Annotated in this window: 15 protein-coding genes; 3 read left to right on the top strand and 12 right to left on the bottom strand. The window is 64.8% G+C overall.

Annotated elements, in window-relative coordinates; genetic code table 11:
• Window positions 1–7: 7 nt before the first annotated feature.
• A complete protein-coding gene (gene hemC, locus ACQGNJ_RS01855; protein ID WP_426687530.1) occupies window positions 8–922 on the bottom strand; it encodes a hydroxymethylbilane synthase in 915 nt (304 codons plus the stop codon).
• A 134-nt stretch (window positions 923–1056) separates the two neighbouring features.
• On the opposite strand from hemC, the gene ACQGNJ_RS01850 reads away from it, so the two are divergent.
• On the top strand, window positions 1057–1812 hold the full coding sequence (locus ACQGNJ_RS01850) for a Bax inhibitor-1/YccA family protein (protein ID WP_426687529.1): 756 nt from the start codon (window positions 1057–1059) through the stop codon (window positions 1810–1812).
• A 63-nt stretch (window positions 1813–1875) separates the two neighbouring features.
• Here the strand turns inward: ACQGNJ_RS01850 and tkt are convergent, their stop codons facing one another.
• From tkt to ACQGNJ_RS01805, 9 genes are all read right to left on the bottom strand, one after another.
• Window positions 1876–3924 (bottom strand): transketolase, encoded by a 2049-nt coding sequence (gene tkt / locus ACQGNJ_RS01845; RefSeq protein WP_426687528.1) that lies wholly within the window; start codon window positions 3922–3924, stop codon window positions 1876–1878.
• 114 nt (window positions 3925–4038) lie between these two features.
• Window positions 4039–5685, bottom strand: a complete 1647-nt coding sequence (gene pgm, locus ACQGNJ_RS01840) for a phosphoglucomutase (alpha-D-glucose-1,6-bisphosphate-dependent) (RefSeq protein WP_426687527.1) — start codon at window positions 5683–5685, stop codon at window positions 4039–4041.
• Entirely contained in the window at window positions 5682–7346 is a 1665-nt protein-coding gene (pgi, locus tag ACQGNJ_RS01835; RefSeq protein WP_426687526.1) for a glucose-6-phosphate isomerase, read from the bottom strand. Before pgi ends, pgm begins: the two co-directional genes overlap by 4 nt.
• Window positions 7343–8446 (bottom strand): transaldolase, encoded by a 1104-nt coding sequence (tal, locus tag ACQGNJ_RS01830; protein WP_426687525.1) that lies wholly within the window; start codon window positions 8444–8446, stop codon window positions 7343–7345. Before tal ends, pgi begins: the two co-directional genes overlap by 4 nt.
• Before the next feature lie 40 nt (window positions 8447–8486).
• The gene (locus ACQGNJ_RS01825; protein WP_426687524.1) at window positions 8487–9185 is read right to left on the bottom strand and encodes an HAD family hydrolase; all 699 of its coding nucleotides are present in this window, start codon (window positions 9183–9185) and stop codon (window positions 8487–8489) included.
• Window positions 9179–10591, bottom strand: a complete 1413-nt coding sequence (gene zwf, locus ACQGNJ_RS01820) for a glucose-6-phosphate dehydrogenase (RefSeq protein WP_426687523.1) — start codon at window positions 10589–10591, stop codon at window positions 9179–9181. Before zwf ends, ACQGNJ_RS01825 begins: the two co-directional genes overlap by 7 nt.
• Before the next feature lie 239 nt (window positions 10592–10830).
• Window positions 10831–11223, bottom strand: coding sequence for a VOC family protein (locus tag ACQGNJ_RS01815; RefSeq protein WP_426687522.1), 393 nt, complete (start codon window positions 11221–11223; stop codon window positions 10831–10833).
• Window positions 11224–11316: 93 nt separating this feature from the next.
• Window positions 11317–11910, bottom strand: coding sequence for a hypothetical protein (locus tag ACQGNJ_RS01810; RefSeq protein WP_426687521.1), 594 nt, complete (start codon window positions 11908–11910; stop codon window positions 11317–11319).
• 129 nt (window positions 11911–12039) lie between these two features.
• Entirely contained in the window at window positions 12040–12426 is a 387-nt protein-coding gene (locus ACQGNJ_RS01805) for a VOC family protein (protein ID WP_426687520.1), read from the bottom strand.
• Window positions 12427–12613: 187 nt separating this feature from the next.
• Between ACQGNJ_RS01805 and ACQGNJ_RS01800 the strand changes: the two genes are divergently transcribed.
• Window positions 12614–13711, top strand: a complete 1098-nt coding sequence (locus ACQGNJ_RS01800) for an IS110 family RNA-guided transposase (RefSeq protein WP_426687519.1) — start codon at window positions 12614–12616, stop codon at window positions 13709–13711.
• A gap of 366 nt (window positions 13712–14077) precedes the next feature.
• Here ACQGNJ_RS01800 and ACQGNJ_RS01795 read toward each other — a convergent pair whose 3' ends face one another.
• Together ACQGNJ_RS01795 and ACQGNJ_RS01790 are read right to left on the bottom strand one after the other, a co-directional pair.
• Window positions 14078–14470 (bottom strand): hypothetical protein, encoded by a 393-nt coding sequence (locus ACQGNJ_RS01795; protein ID WP_426687518.1) that lies wholly within the window; start codon window positions 14468–14470, stop codon window positions 14078–14080.
• A gap of 66 nt (window positions 14471–14536) precedes the next feature.
• On the bottom strand, window positions 14537–14920 hold the full coding sequence (locus ACQGNJ_RS01790) for a hypothetical protein (protein ID WP_426687517.1): 384 nt from the start codon (window positions 14918–14920) through the stop codon (window positions 14537–14539).
• A gap of 104 nt (window positions 14921–15024) precedes the next feature.
• Here ACQGNJ_RS01790 and ACQGNJ_RS01785 point away from each other — a divergent pair.
• A partial coding sequence (locus tag ACQGNJ_RS01785) for a transposase (protein WP_426687516.1) occupies window positions 15025–16109 on the top strand: 1085 nt, incomplete at its 3' end.

The following is a 16109-nucleotide window of genomic DNA, read 5'->3' as shown; positions in this document are numbered from 1 at the left end:
CCCGCTGTTACCCCAGCATCTCGCCCGCGCCCAGCGCCAACAGCGCGGCGGCCACCTGTTGGCCAAGCGCAACCGCCTGGTGCCCCGGGCCGCTGGCTTCGGCGTGCAGCAAGCGGCCGCTGCTTGCGTCGCCAACCATCCCGCGCAAGTGCAGGCCGTGCTCGCCGAGCATGCACCACGCCCCCACCGGCACCGTGCAACTGCCGCCCAGCGCGTGGTTCATCGCGCGCTCGGCGGTGATCGTGAGCCGGGTGTCGGCATCGTCCAGTGCGCCAAGCAGAGCCAGCACGCCGGGTTGATCGCCGCGCGCCTCGATCGCGATCGCTGCCTGGCCCGGCGCCGGCAACCAGTCCGGTGCGGCCAGCCGCGAACGGATCCGCGTGGCCAGGCCCAGTCGCTCCAGGCCGGCACAGGCCAGCACGATCGCGTCGTAATCGCCGGCATCGAGCTTGCCCAGCCGGGTGCCCACATTGCCGCGCAGGTCAAGCAGCTGCAGATCCGGGCGCAGGGCGCGCAACTGGGCCTGCCGCCGCAATGAGGATGTGCCCACGCGCGCGCCGTGCGGCAGCGTCGTCAGGTCCGCGTAGTTCTGGCTGACGAAGGCGTCCGCCGCGTCGGCACGTGGCAGGATTGCCGGCAGCACGAAACCGGCTTCCAGTTCCGCCGGCACATCCTTCAGCGAATGCACGGCCAGATCCGCGCGGCCTTCCAGCATCGCCACTTCCAGTTCCTTCAGGAACAGGCCCTTGCCGCCGATCGTGGCCAGCGGCTTGTCCAGGATCTCGTCGCCGCGCGTGCTCATCGGCACCAGTTCCACCATCAACCCCGGATGCGCCGCACGCAGCAGCGCCGCGACATGCTCGGCCTGCCACAGCGCGAGTGCGCTCTTGCGGGTGGCGATACGCAGGGTGGATGGGTTCATCGGGGCTCCGCAAGGTTCAACAAGCCGCCATTGTCGCGTAGTTTCCACGCCGCGGCGCAACGGCGAATTGGCGCAGGCGGCTGCAAAACCGTCAGTGGCCCGGCTACGATGGGACAAACTCACGGGAGCAGACCATGCAAAGCGGCAATCCGGCGCTCAACAAGAACACCTTCCTCGACGCAGCCAGCGGCGCGGTCTTCACCCGCAGCGACGATGCAATGACGATCAATGGCACGGTCAACAAGACCGGCTTGCTGTTGCTGCTGGTGCTGGTCGGCGCCTTCGTCAGCTGGAGCCGGTTCAGCGGTCCGGGCAGTCTGCCGACGATGATGCCGCTGGTGCTCGGTGGCTGCATCGGTGGTCTGGTGCTGGGACTGGTCACCGTCTTCAAGAAAACCTGGGCGCCCTATACCGCCCCGTTGTACGCCGTGGCCGAAGGCCTGTTCATCGGCGCGCTGTCGGCGATCTTCGAAATGCGCTATCCCGGCATCGTGATCCAGGCGGTCGGCCTGACCTTCGGCACCATGGCGGCGATGCTGCTGGCCTATCGCAGCGGGCTGATCCGCGCCACCGAGAAGTTCAAGCTCGGCGTGGCCGCGGCCACCGGCGGGATCCTGCTGTTGTACCTGGCCAACTTCGCGATGGGCTTCTTCGGCCATTCGATGGGCTTCATCAATGGCAGCAGCGGCCTCGGCATCGCCTTCAGCGCGGTGGTGGTGGTGATTGCCGCGATGAACCTGATTCTCGATTTCGACCTGATCGAAACCGGCGCGCAGTCCGGCGCACCGAAGTACATGGAGTGGTACGGCGCGTTCGCGCTGGTGGTCACCCTGGTCTGGCTGTACCTGGAGCTGCTGCGCCTGCTGTCGAAGCTGCAGTCGCGCAACTGATCCTCTGAAAGCCACCAGGCCGGCGGATCATGGCGATCCGCCGGCCTGTTCGTGTCTGCGGTCTTACTTGCCCAGCAATGCCTTCGCCCGCTTCACCACGTTGTCCACGGTGAAGCCGAATTCCTGCAACAGCTTGTCGGCCGGGGCGGACGCACCGAAGTGGTCGATGCCCAGCACGTCGCCGTGGGCGCCGACGTAACGGTCCCAGCCTTGTGTCACGCCCATCTCCACCGCCAGCCTGGCGGTGACATCGGGCGGCAGCACGACATCGCGGTAACCCTGCGGCTGCTGGTCGAACAACTCCCAGCTCGGCATCGAGACGCAGCGCACCGCCACGCCGTCCGCTCGCAGCTTGTCGGCGGCGGCCAGGATCAGGCCGACTTCCGAGCCGCTGGCGATCAGGATCAGCTGCGATTTGCCGCTATCGGCTTCACGCAGGACATAGGCGCCCTGGCGCAGGCCATCGGCGCTGGCGTGTTGCGTGCGGTCCAGCGTCGGCACGTTCTGGCGGGTCAGCGCCAGCAGCACGGGGTGCTTCTTCGATGCCACCGCGACTTTCCACGCCACCGCGGTCTCGTTGGCGTCGGCGGGGCGAATCAGGGTGAGGTTGGGGATCGCGCGCAGGCTGGCCAGTTGCTCGATCGGCTGGTGGGTGGGGCCGTCCTCGCCCAGCGCGATGCTGTCGTGGGTGAATACGTGCACCACGTGCAGCCCCATCAGCGCGGCCAGCCGGATCGACGGGCGCATGTAGTCGGAGAAGATCAGGAAGGTGGCATCGAACGGAATGAAGCCGCCGTGCGCGGCCAGCCCGTTGCTGATCGCCGCCATCGCGTGCTCGCGCACGCCGTAGTGGAAGTTGCGCCCGGCGCGACTCCAGCCGCCGCCGTCGGAGCCCTCCATGTCCTCGCCCGGCGTGGCCGGCGGATTGAAGTCGCCCAGACCCTTCAGCGCGGTGAACGTGGACGGATCGAGGTCGGCCGAACCGCCGCACAGCGCCGGCAGCTTCGTCGCGAACGCATTCATCACCTTGCCGCCGGCCACGCGGGTGGACAGCCCCTTCGCATCGGCGGGAAACACCGGGATGTCGGCATCCCAGTCTTGCGGCAGCTCACCCTGCAGGCGCGCCTGCAGCTCGTTCGCCAGCTCGGGGAAGGCGGCCGCGTAAGCCTTGAAGCGTTCGTTCCACGCCGACTGTGCCTGCGCGCCGCGATCCTGCGCTTCGCGCATGTGCGCCAGCGCCGGCGCCGGCACCAGGAAATCCGGCTCCACCGGCCAGCCCAGGTTCTGCTTGGTCTTCTTCACATCCTCCACGCCCAGTGGCGAGCCGTGCGCTTCGTGGCTGTCCTGCTCGGGCGAGCCGAAGCCGATGTGCGTGCGCACCAGGATCAGCGATGGCCGACTGGTGTCTTCGCGGGCAGCGCGCAACGCAGCGTGGATCGCCGCGACGTCATTGCCGTCGTCGACGTGGATGGTCTGCCAGCCATAGGCGTCGAAGCGTGCACCGCGATCTTCGGAGAAGGTCATGTCGGTGCCGGCGGACAGCGTCACGTAGTTGTCGTCGTACAGGCAGATCAGCTTGCCCAGCTTGAGATGGCCGGCCAGCGAGGCGGCCTCGCTGGCGACGCCCTCCATCAGGTCGCCGTCGCTGACGATGGCAAAGGTGTGGTGGTCGATGATCGCGTGGCCATCGCGGTTGTAGGTCGCGGCGAGTTGCGCTTCGCCCAGCGCCATGCCCACCGCATTGGCCATGCCCTGGCCGAGCGGACCGGTGGTGACTTCGACGCCGGGGGTGTGGCCGTACTCGGGATGCCCGGGCGTCTTGCTGCCCCACTGGCGGAATTGCTTGATGTCATCCAGCGACACGTCGTAGCCGGTGGCAAACAGCAGGCTGTACAGCAGCGCCGAGCCGTGCCCGGCGGACAGCACGAAGCGATCGCGGTCGGTCCAGTGCGGATCGGCCGGGTGGAACTTCAGGTGCTTCGTCCACAACACGTAGGCCATCGCCGCCGCGCCCAGCGGCAGTCCCGGATGGCCGCTGTTCGCCTTCTGCACCATGTCGACCGAGAGGAAACGAAGCGTGTTGATGCATTGCTGGTCGAGGTCGTTGGACATGGTGTTCTCCGATGGTTGAAATGTGTAGGAGCGCACCCTGTGCGCGATGCTCTCCGTGAATCATCAAAAGCTCGCGCGCGACCGCAGGAACTTCCATGTGGACAGGATGCGCTCCTACGCGAGTGCGCTGTCGACGATCTTTTGCGCTTCGGTCAGCAGCGCCTGCAAATGCTCTTCGCTCTTGAAGCTTTCGGCGTAGATCTTGTAGATCGCCTCGGTGCCGGACGGCCGCGCGGCAAACCAGCCGCTGGCGGCGATCGCCTTGATGCCGCCGATCGCCGCGCCATTGCCGGGCGCCTTGTCCAGTACCTGCTCGATCTTCTCGCCGGCGAGCCGGTCGCTTTTCAGTTGATCCGGCGACAGCTTCGACAACTTCGCTTTCTGCGCCGGCGTGGCAGCGGCTTCGAGGCGGTTGGCGTACGGCTTGCCGAGTTCAGCGGTGAGCCCATCGAACAGTTCACCCGGGTCCTTGCCTGCACGCGCGGTGATCTCGGCGGACAACAGCGCCGGCACCAGGCCGTCCTTGTCGGTGGTCCACACCGAGCCGTCGTGGCGCAGCAGTGAGGCGCCCGCGCTTTCCTCGCAGCCGAAACCGAGCGAGCCGTCGAACAGGCCCTCGGAGAACCACTTGAAGCCGACCGGCACTTCGTACAGTTTGCGTCCCAGCCGTTTCACCACGCGGTCGATCAGCGCGGTGGTGACCACCGTCTTGCCCACCGCCGCCTGGTCGCTCCACTGCGCGCGGTGGCGATACAGGTAGTCGATCAACACCGACAGGTAATGGTTCGGTTCCATCAGTCCGCTGGAGCGGGTGACCACGCCGTGGCGGTCGTGATCGGTGTCGCAGGCGAACGCCACGTCGTACTGGTCCTTCAGCCCGATCAGTCGCTGCATCGCGTACTTCGACGACGGGTCCATGCGGATCTTGCCGTCCCAGTCCACCGTCATGAAGGCGAACTGCGGATCGACTTCCGCGCTGACCACGGTGAGGTCGAGCTTGTAGCGCTCGGCGATCGGCGCCCAGTAATGCACGCCCGCGCCGCCCAGCGGATCGACGCCCATGTGCACGCCGGCGCTGCGGATGATGTCGAAGTCGATGATGCTGGCGAGGTCGGCGACATACGTGTTGAGGTAGTCGTGCTGGTGCGTGGTCGCCGCCTTACGTGCCTGCGCGAACGGCACCCGCTTCACTTCCTTCAGCCCGCCTTCGATCAGCGCGTTGGCGCGATTCTCCACCCACTTGGTGATGTCGGTGTCGGCCGGGCCGCCGTTGGTCGGGTTGTACTTGAAGCCGCCGTTGTCCGGCGGATTGTGCGACGGCGTGATCACGATGCCGTCGGCGAGCCCGTTCCGGCGTCCCTTGTTGTAACAGAGGATCGCGTGCGAAATCGCCGGCGTCGGCGTGAACTCGTCGCCGCTGGCAATCATCACGGTGACATCGTTGGCCGCCAGCACTTCCAGCGCGCTCTGGAACGCCGGCTGCGACAGCGCGTGCGTGTCGAAGCCCATGTACAGCGGACCATCGATGCCCTTGGACTTGCGGTACTCGCAGATCGCCTGGCTGATCGCCAGGATGTGCCACTCATTGAAGCTGCCGTCGAGCGAGCTGCCGCGATGACCCGAGGTGCCGAAGGCCACGCGCTGCGCCGGTACGGAAGCGTCGGGCCGGATGTCGGCGTAGGCGGCCAGCAGTTTCGGGATGTCGACCAGGATCGACTTCGGTGCCGGCTTGCCGGCAAGCGGACTGATTTTCTGACTCATGCCTTTCCTGCGCTCGCGCCATCGCGCAGTTGGCGATAGCGGCGAATCAAGCGATTGGTGGAGCTGTCGTGGGCCAGCTTCGGTTCGTCGCTGGCGATCAGCTCGGCGATGGTGGTCCTGGCCAGCTGCTTGCCCAGCTCCACGCCCCACTGGTCGAACGAATCGATGCCCCAGATCACGCCCTGCACGAATACGCTGTGCTCGTACAACGCGATCAGCGTGCCCAGTGCGTGCGGGGTCAGCTTCGCCGCGAGAATCGTCGTGCTGGGCCGGTTGCCCTCGAACGTGCGATGCGCCACCAGTGCCTCCGGCGTGCCCTCGGCGCGCACTTCGTCGGCGGTCTTGCCGAACGCCAGCGCTTCGCCCTGGGCGAGCAGGTTCGCCATCAGCAGGTCGTGCTGGTCGCCGCCACCTTGCGCGGGAATCGGGTTCAGCGTCTGACCGAAGCCGATGAAGTCGCACGGCACGATGCGCGTGCCCTGATGCAGCAACTGGTAGAACGAATGCTGGCCGTTGGTGCCCGGCTCGCCCCAGTAGATCGGGCCGGTGTGGTAGTCGACCTGCGCGCCATCCAGCGTCACGTGCTTGCCGTTGCTCTCCATCGTCAACTGCTGCAGGTAAGCGGGAAAGCGCTTCAGGTATTGCTCGTATGGCAGCACCGCGACGGTGGCGGCGTCGAGGAAGTTGCTGTTCCACACGCCGAGCAGGCCCATGATCGCCGGCAGGTTGCGTTCCAGCGGGGTGTGGCGGAAATGTTCGTCCATCGCATGGAAGCCGGCCAGCATCTCGCGGAAACCGTCCGCGCCGATCGCCAGCATGGTCGACAGGCCGATCGCCGAATCCATCGAATAGCGGCCGCCGACCCAGTCCCAGAAGCCGAACATGTTGGCGGTGTCGATGCCGAATTTCTCCACCCCCTCGGCGTTGGTGGAGACCGCCACGAAATGCTTCGCCACCGCCTTGTCGTCGCCCAGCGCAGCCACGCTCCAGGCACGCGCGGCATGCGCGTTGGTCAATGTTTCCAACGTGGTGAAGGTCTTCGAGCAGACGATGAACAGGGTCTCGGCCGCGTCCAGGTCGCGCACCGCCTCGGCAAAGTCGGTGCCGTCGACATTGGAGACGAAACGGAAGGTCATGTCGCGCCGGCTGTAATCGCGCAGCGCCTCGTAAGCCATCACCGGGCCGAGATCGGAGCCGCCGATGCCGATGTTGATCACGTTGCGGATCGGCTTGCCGCTGTGACCCTTCCACGCACCACTGCGTACCTTGTCCGAGAACGCGGCCATGCGGTCGAGCACGGCGTGCACGTCCGGTACCACGTCGTGGCCGTCGACCAGAATCTTCTCGCTGGGCGGGGCGCGCAGCGCCGTGTGCAACACGGCGCGGTCCTCGGTGGTGTTGATCTTGCGGCCGCTGAACATCGCCTCGATCCGCTGCGGCAGCTGGCGTGCTCCGGCCAATTCGCTCAGCAGGCGCAGCGTGTCGGCATCGACGCGCTGCTTGGAATAGTCCAGATAGAGCCCGACGGCTTCCACCGCCAGCGCTTCGCCACGCTTCGGGTCGGCGGCGAACAGTTCACGCAGATGCCTGTTGCCGGTCGCGGCAAAGTGCTGCTGCAAGGCCTGCCACTGCGGCAGGCGGGTCAGGGCGCCCTGGCTCATTTCAGCTCGGCCCCATTCGACTTCGCGGCCAGCTGCCGCGCCTTGTCGGCGATACCGTCGAGCAGGTGATGCCAGGACTTCACGAACGACTCGGCGCCTTCCTGCTGCAGGGTGAGGGCCAGCTGGTCGATGTCGACGCCGGCCTTGCTGATGCGCGCCAGCATGACGTCGGCGTCGCCGCCATCCACATCCATCACTCCATGCAGTTCGCCATGGTCGGCAAAGGCGTGCAGGGTCTTCTCCGGCATCGTGTCGACGGTGTCGGGCGCGGCGAAGGCGCTGATGTACAGCGTGTCCGGTGCGGATGGATCCTTGGTGCCGGTGCTGGCCCACAGCAGGCGCTGCGGCATCGCGCCGACAGCGGCGAGTTTCTGCCAGCGCGGCGAAGCCAGCATCTGCCGATAGGCGCGGTAGGTCTGCCGGCCCACCGCAATGCCCAGCTTGTTGTGCAACTCATCCGGCAGCTGCTTGTTGCTGGCCACGTCCCAGCGGCTGATGAACAGCGAGGCGACCGAACCCACCTTGGGATCCAGTCCGGCGGCAAGCCGACGCTCGATGCCGCGCATATAGGCATCGGCCACCGCCTGGTACTGCGCGCAGGAAAACAGCAAGGTCACATTGATCGGGATGCCGAGGAAGATGGCCTCCTCGATCGCCGGTACACCCTCGGGGGTACCGGGAATCTTCACGAAGAGATTCTCGCGCCGTGCCTGCTGGTGGATCTGCCGGGCCGCGGCGATCGAGCCGGCGGTATCGGCGGCCAGCAGCGGCGAGACTTCCATCGAGACCCAGCCATCCACGTGACGGGTGGATTCGAACACCGGCTTGAACAGGTCGGCGGCGCGACGCAGGTCTTCCAGCGCCAGCTCGGTGAACAGCGCTTCGCCTTCCAGGCCGGCCAGCGACTTGGCATGGATGCCCGCGTCGTAGGCATCGCCGCCGCTGATCGCCGCGTCGAAGATGCTCGGGTTCGAGGTCAGTCCGGTGATCGAGTCCTCGGCGATATAGCGCGCCAGCGTGCCGTCATCGAGCAGGGTGCGGGTGATGTTGTCCAGCCACAGGCTCTGGCCGAGTTCGTGCAATTGTCGGGTCGCTTTCATGCTTGCTCCATGACTCCAGTTCGATTCGAGGCGGTGGGTTTCAGTCTGCCGGAAGGTTGATGACGGGCGCGTCGGGCAGGAAATCCCCAAGCTTACGCTTGCGCAGATCACCGATGCACGCGATGCGCATGTCGGCCGCCGCGCGCACCTCTTCCGGCGCCTGCGCGGCGTAGTGGCCCTGCTCGACGAACACCGTGGTCAGCCGCGGGCCCAGCCGCTGCTTCATCTCGGCCAGGATCTGCGGCTTGTCGTCCACCATCACGTAATGCGCGGCCGGGTAACGCTGCTGCATCGCCACCAGCATCTGCTGCTTGTGCACGTAGACCAGCACCTCGCCACGCAGCGCCTGCCACAGGCCGGCGCGCTGGATCTTGCGCGGCTGGAACACCACGTCGCCATCGGACAGGATCGCCGTGGTGCCCAGCGTGCGCAGGTGCGCCACGGTTTCCAGCGCGTGCGGATACAGCCGCTGGGCGAACGGATACTCCAGCAGGTAGTTCGACATCTGCAGCAGCGACGGGTCGTTGTCCAGCCCGCTGCGGAAGCGCTGCAGCGCGCCCAGGTAATCGGCGAAGCCGGTCTGCTGGCGCAAGTCCTCGTAGATCGCCCAGTAGCGCTGGCGTTCGGTTTCGCCGAAGGCTGCGTCCAGCGTGTCGCCGAGGTCGGCGCCGAAGCGGTCGTTGTCGAGCAAGGTGTTGTCGACATCAAGCAGGAACACGATGCGGGCGGCGCTCAACACGACGGGCTGTCCGTCATCACCGGCTGGTGCCAGCCACCGTCGGCCGCGATCAGCGCATCGGCCTGCTTCGGACCCCAGCTGCCGCGTCGGTAGGGAATCGCCGGATGATGATTCAGCAACACCGGCTCGACCACCACCCACGCCGCTTCGACCGCGTCCTCGCGGGTGAACAGCGCGCCGTCGCCGGCCATCGCATCACCGAGCAGGCGCTCGTACGGCGACTCCGCGCCGCTCTGCTGCTCCATCAGGTACAGCTCGCGCTGATCGCCGACGAATTGCTTGCCCGCGCGCTTGACCCGCGCCGCCAGCGCCACCGCGGTGTTCGGCGAAAGCCGGAAGCGCACATAGTTGGCGCGACCGGCCTGCGTGGCCGCATCGTCGAACAGCTTCTGCGGCGGCGGCTTCAGCTCCACCACGATCTCGGCGACGGTCTCGGGCAGGCACTTGCCCGAGCGCAGATACCACGGCACGCCGCCCCAGCGCCACGAATCGATGAACAGCCGCAGCGCGCAGTAGGTCTCCACGTCCGAATCCTTGGCCACGCCGGGCTCCTTGCGGTAGCCGCGGTACTGGCCGCGCACCACGTCGTCCGGCTGCAGCGGGCGCATCGCCTGGAACACCTTGGCCTTCTCCGCATGCACCGCGCCGAAGCCCTGGTAGGCCGGCGGCTCCATCGCCAGCAGTGCCACGATCTGCAGCAGGTGATTCTGGATCACGTCGCGCAGGCAGCCGGTGTTGTCGTAGAACGAACCGCGTTCCTGCACGCCGAACTGCTCCGCCAGCGTCACCTCCACGCTGGCCACGTTGTTGCGGTTCCAGATCGGCTCCAGGAACGAGTTGGCGAAGCGGAAGTACAGGATGTTCATGATCGCCTCCTTGCCCAGGAAGTGATCGATGCGAAAGATCGCGTCGTCGGGAAACACCGAGCGCAGCGTGCGATTGAGCTCCTGCGCCGAGGCCAGGTCATGCCCGAACGGCTTTTCCACCACCACCCGCGCATCGTTGGCGCAACCGGCCTGCTGCAAGCCCTGCACCACCGTGCCGAACAGGCTCGGCGGGATCGCCAGGTAATGCAGCGGCCGTCGGGCCTTGCCGAGCGCCTGTTTCAACTTCGCAAAGGTGGCGGGGTCCTTGTAGTCGCCATCGACATACTGCAGCCGTGCCGCGAGCTGGTCGAAGCTGGCTTTGTCGAATTTCTCGCCGCTGTCCTTCGCCGCCTGCCTCACGCTGTCACGGGCGCGCTGCCGCAACTGCTTCACGCTCCAGTCCGAATGCGCCACGCCGATGATCGGCACGTCGAGGTCGCCATCGCGCGTCATCGCCAGCAACGCAGGGAAAATCTTCTTGTAGGCCAAGTCGCCAGTGGCGCCGAAAAAGACCAGAGCGTCCGAACGAGGAGTCGGCATGGTGGGGTGTGTCTCCGTGTGGCTGAAGGGCAGATCATGGCTGGCGAATCGGTGCGCACGACACAGCTCGTCGCGGCACTGGCGCACAGCTTACTTTTCAAGCCTGCCCGGCGACAGGTTAAGTCGATGCATAAAGCGCGCCCCGACCGGGTTGATGCCGGCATCGCAGAAACTTGCAGTTCGCCAGGCCCCGGCCCCCACCAGGGTGCCCGCCGAGTGGCAAGACGGAAGCGCCGCAACTAGCCCGATGTCTGACGAAACTGCAGCACATTGCCTTCCGGATCGTGACCGTCACAGACGACAGCCTGCTGAAATCGCCACTCCTGCTCACGGGGATTCAGCTGCCCGCCAAGTCTGGCCGCCGCCTCGCGAACTGCCGCGATGCTGGGCACGTAAAAGACCGGCTTGATGGCAACGTCCGTCCGTCGCATCGGCGGATCGGCCACCTCGATCGTGGACCCGATCGCCGACGGAATGGCCAGCACCACCAGCTGGAAAACCGGTGACTCCAGAACCAGGTGATCCGCTTCCGCGTGCACCACCTCGAAGTCCATGGTGCCTGCGTAGAACTGGCCGACCCGCAAGATGTCCTTCGCGTAGATGACCGCACCGGCCTTCGGTTGACTGGGCATGGATGCTCCCTGTGCTCGACGCACGCAGAGATGGTGCAGTGGCAAGCGGTGACTGTCCGCTAGCCGTGCGCGGGCCACGGCCGCAGCCGCGGCTCAATGCCGTGCAACGGCACCCTGGTCTTGCAAGGCTTTGACAAAGTTCAGCGTCACGTCCTCGACCACCTGCCCGAAGGCCAGCGCCGCCGTGGTGGGCGTGCTGCTCACCGGCGCCGATGCCTGCCCCACGCTGGTATAGATGGCGTGGTGATAGCTCATCCGCTGCTGCTTGCCGGCGGCATCGCGATAGATGAAGGTGAAGTCGTACAAGTCCGGCACGTTGGCGCCGCTGGCACCAAACGTGAGCCCGGCACTGAAGCCCCTGGAACGTGCAGCCTTGATGTCCGCAATGTTGTTGGCGACCACTTCGACGACAGCGCCTCCGGTGGATTCCGCTGGCGCGGTGAACACCCCGGTGGCGCGAAGCGTGCGCTCCACGAGGTCATGAAGCCCGGCATCCACCGCCGGGAAAGCTTGTCCGTTGCGCTCGAACCGGGCCAGCACCCGCACCGGCACCTGCCCGGCGGGGTGCTGGATCTGCGCATAGCTCGCCACGTGGTACTGCGGGTCGACATAGCTCCTGGTGGTGATGCACGCGCTGAGCATCACGCAGGCAGTGATGGGAAGGGCGAGTTTCCAGATGAACTTCATGTGTGCTCCCGGTTCATCGCAGTCTTGTGACATCTGCGGCAGGAGTCAAACCTCGGCACGGACGGCAGCTGCGCCCGGGGAACGGGAACAAGCCGTCAGGCGTCCGCCATCGTCGCTCAGGCAGGCAACTCACTGCCCCGGGGGCGGCTCCCAGAGTTCGACCTTGTTGCCCTCGGGATCCATCACCCAACCAAATTTTCCGTACCCGGAGTCGTCCACCTTCTCCAGCACGTCGCATCCTTCGTCGCGAAGCGCCTGCAGCAAGCCGGCCAGGTCCTCGACGCGATAATTGACCATGAAGCTCGACTTGCTCGGTGCGAAATGCCCACCGTCCGTGGCGCCGATGGACCACGCGGTCGTTCCCCCGGTCGGATTTCCCGCTGCATCGGTCCAGCTGAACGCGGCGCCTCCCCACTCCTGCACGTCAATGCCCAGATGCTGCTTGTACCAGGCGCGCAGCGCGACAGGATCGTTCGCGTTGAAGAAGATCCCTCCGATACCCGTAACTCGTTTCATGGGAGCCTCTCAAGTGCAGGAAAGTTGGAGCGAGCGGCGCTTGCGACGCCTTGGGAACTATCGGTTCGGCTTGAATGGAACTATCGGTTCGGCTTGAATGAATGAGTAAAAAGAGACTTCCTCCCCTTTCGGCCGCGAGGGCCATGATGGTGATGCTGGTCAACCGTCACTCGAAGAGGAAGTCTCCATGAGCACTATAACCATCGGCGTGGATTTGGCGAAGAGCGTGTTTTCGGTGTGCGAGGTGGATGGCAGCGGCCGTGTGCTGCGCCGGTTCGATCTCAAGCGGGATGCCTTTGCGGCGTGGCTGGCGCAGGTGCCGGCGGGCAGCGTAGTGGCGATGGAGGCGTGCAGCGGGGCGCACCATGGGGGGCGGCGTTGCCTGGAATATGGCCTGCAGCCACGCTTGATGGCGGCGCAGTTCGTCACGCCATTCCGCAAGAACCGCACCGCGAAGAACGACCGCAATGATGCCGAAGCGATCGTCACCGCCGCCCGTCAGGGCAATATGCGCTTCGTGCCGGTCAGGACCGTCGAACAGCAAGCACGGCTGTCGTGCCATCGGGTACGCGAGGATTACAAGGCGGAAGGCTTGTCGATCGGCAACCGCCTGCGTGGCTTGCTGGCCGAATTCGGGATCGTGGTGGCAAAAAGCGATCTGGCCCTGCACCGTGTACTGGCGGACCTGGATCAGTGCACGGCGGTGCCGGGAGAGATGCGCGAGCTGCTGCGTGACCTCAGCGCACACTGGGCGCAGGTCCGCACGGCCGTCGACACGTGCGGTGCACGCATCGACGCCCATGCGCGGATGGACGAGCGGTGCATACGGCTGCGCGCCATCGTCGGGATCGGTGCGATCACCGCCGACGCAGCGATCGCCACACTCGGCGATGCCAAGGATTTTCGCAATGGCCGACAGGTGAGTGCGTGGCTAGGACTGGTGCCGACGCAACATTCCAGTGGCGGGCATGCTCGCCTGGGGGCAATCAGCTGTCGCGGCGATGGCTATCTGCGCACGCTGCTGATCCAGGGTGCGCGCAGCAGTTTGAATCGTGCCAAAGCGGTCACCGTGGAAAAGTCCACGCCTGAACAGATCTGGATACGCCAGTTGGCCAGTCGGATGCCGTTCGGCAAAGTGCTGGTGGCCATCGCCAACAAGCATGCCCGGCAGCTATGGGCGATGCTGGCGCATGGCGAAACCTACGACGCCGACGCGTGGCTGAAGCATCCGATGGTGCAGCGCCCGGCCGGCAAACACGCGATCAGGATGACAGCCGTGGTGTGAGCACAAGGATACCTTCAACCAGTTCAACGTCAGCGCGAAGAGGTAGTAACGGGTCAGACCCACCCGGAGAGAACCTGGCTAACATTCTGGACGTCTAAACGTGTTCTGGTTGATCGCCATACACCGACGACACCGCTGAATGAATGAGGTCTCCGGGCGCGGTTTATACCCAGGTCCGCGTCAGCACCATCGACGCAACAAGACCGTTTACGGAAATGCAGTCTGGCAACGTTCAACGCCACAAGCACTGACACGCACAACGCAACACCCAGGACAACATCATGACCAGCGAAAGCCTGAAAGCTCAAGGCAAGAGCATCAAGCGCGCGGTATTGACAGGAAGTCTCTTACGGAACTGTTAGACGCTTACCTTGGCACGCCTGCTTTTTCGCAATCTTGAGCTTCGGTACGTTTTGCAGACTGATAATTAGCCTCGTCCTTGGCCTGCAAGTACGCGGCACTAACAAAGCCTGCTTGTACGCAAATTTGCATAGCATCGCCTTGGCGTTTGGCGATGTTGTATTGATTTACAGCATCGACAGCTACCTGATCTTCAATTTTCGCCATGCTAGAAGCAGTTTGACTTTCTAGGCCGCCACCGGCGAACCACCAGATAGCCGCGGCACCTAGGGCAAGTGCGCCGAACACTTGGCCTGCGGACGAGTTGTTGGTTTGTTTATTGGGTTGCCCGCATTTGGGGCATGCAGTCGCTTCTTTCGCGATGTCAGTTCCGCATGCTTTACATTTAATCAACGCCATGATTCCCCCTGCAGCGTCTAACGCTTGAGTTGAGCGGCGGCGGAGCCGTCCGCCTCGAACGAGTGGTTAAGGCTCACCCGCGGGGTCGCCACCGGATAAGACTTGGAAGTTCGCGCGACGGCCTTCTGGCGTAGTACGAGGAGCAGATGTGGCTGCTGCTTGCCACGCCTGAACCAATTGTTGGAACGTTTCGTTTTGCACTGCCTCAGGCCGAGCAAGCATTTGCGTAGTTGCGTTGCCGATAAATTCTTTGACAGCTGGATTAGCTGCCATAACTAGCTCGGCAAAAACCTGGAACGCCGCATGGAAACCTTGAAGGCATTGTTGAGTATGTAGCCCGAGGTTGGCTTGTGCCAAATTTGCTTCAGTTAGCGCGTTGAACTTTGTGGCCAACTCCGCCAACTGCCGCTGCTGGGCCAAGACATGTTCAGCCAGTTGTTCGTTGGTCACCGTGACTATCTCCCTGTGAGCCCTAACGTAGCTGTAGAAAAACTCCCTCGCAGCCTATCATTCGCGATGCCCGCAAAAAAGGCGGGAAACGAGGCGAAGCGACGATGGCGCGATACCGACACTACGACCCCGATCAGACCAAGATGATCCCGGTGAGCTACGGGAGGCAGTTGCTGCCTGGCACCTTCGAACACGCGCTAAGTTACCTGATCGACCACGAGATCGACCTTGGGCGATTTGCCGCGCGCTTCAAGAACGACGAGACCGGGGCGCCGGCCTACGATCCGGCGGTACTGCTCAAGGTGGTGTTGTTCGCCTATTCGCGCGGCATCACCTCGTCGCGCACGATGGCGCGGGCGTGCACGGAGAACGTGCAGTTCATCGCGCTGGCGTGCGACCAGCAGCCGCACTTCACGACGCTGGCGCACTTCATAGCGACACTGGGTAAGGAAGTGGAAGCGGTATTCCGCGACGTGCTGATGGTGTGCAACGCCCAAGGGCTGATCGGCAAAGCCATGTTCGCCATCGACGGTTGCAAACTTCCGTCGAACGCGTCCAAGGAGTGGAGTGGCACGCGCGCCGACTTCGAGCGCAAGGCGGCGAAGATGGAGCGGGCCGTTGCCCACCTGGTCAAGGCACATGCCGAGCAGGATGCGAGCGAGGCACTCGATCCGAATGAGGATACCCAGCGTCGTCACGAGGAACGCACGCTGGCCACGTTGCGCCGTCATGCCGAGAAGTTGCGCGAGGCGCTGGCTACCACCACCGAACGGATCGGTACCAAAGGCAAGCCGATCAAGCTAAACCTGACCGATGCCGAAAGCGCCACACTCAAGAGCGGTCGAGGCGTGCTGCAAGGCTATATCGGCGTGGCGGCTGTCGATGACGAGTGCCAGGTGATCGTGGAGGCGCAGGCGCACGGCACCCCGCAAGAACACGATCTGCTCAAGCCGGTGATCGACGGTGTGCGCGAGCACTTGGCGGCGATCGGCGAGGCTGGTGCCGCCGATGAGTCCGCCTTCCTGGCGGACGCGGGCTACCACAGCGAGCGTGGCCTGAAAGCCTTGGCGGCTGACCGTATCGACGGCTATATCGCGGACGGCAACATGCGCAAGCGCGACCCGCGCTACGTCGACGCCGCTGTGCACAAGCCGGCGAGCCAGGCGAAGACCTTCCAGCCCAAAGACTT

The sequence above is a fragment of the Rhodanobacter ginsengiterrae genome, from assembly GCF_050026815.1.
Taxonomy (GTDB): domain Bacteria; phylum Pseudomonadota; class Gammaproteobacteria; order Xanthomonadales; family Rhodanobacteraceae; genus Rhodanobacter; species Rhodanobacter ginsengiterrae.
Note: the sequence above shows the minus strand (reverse complement) of the source record. Positions and strands in the feature narration are given on the sequence as shown.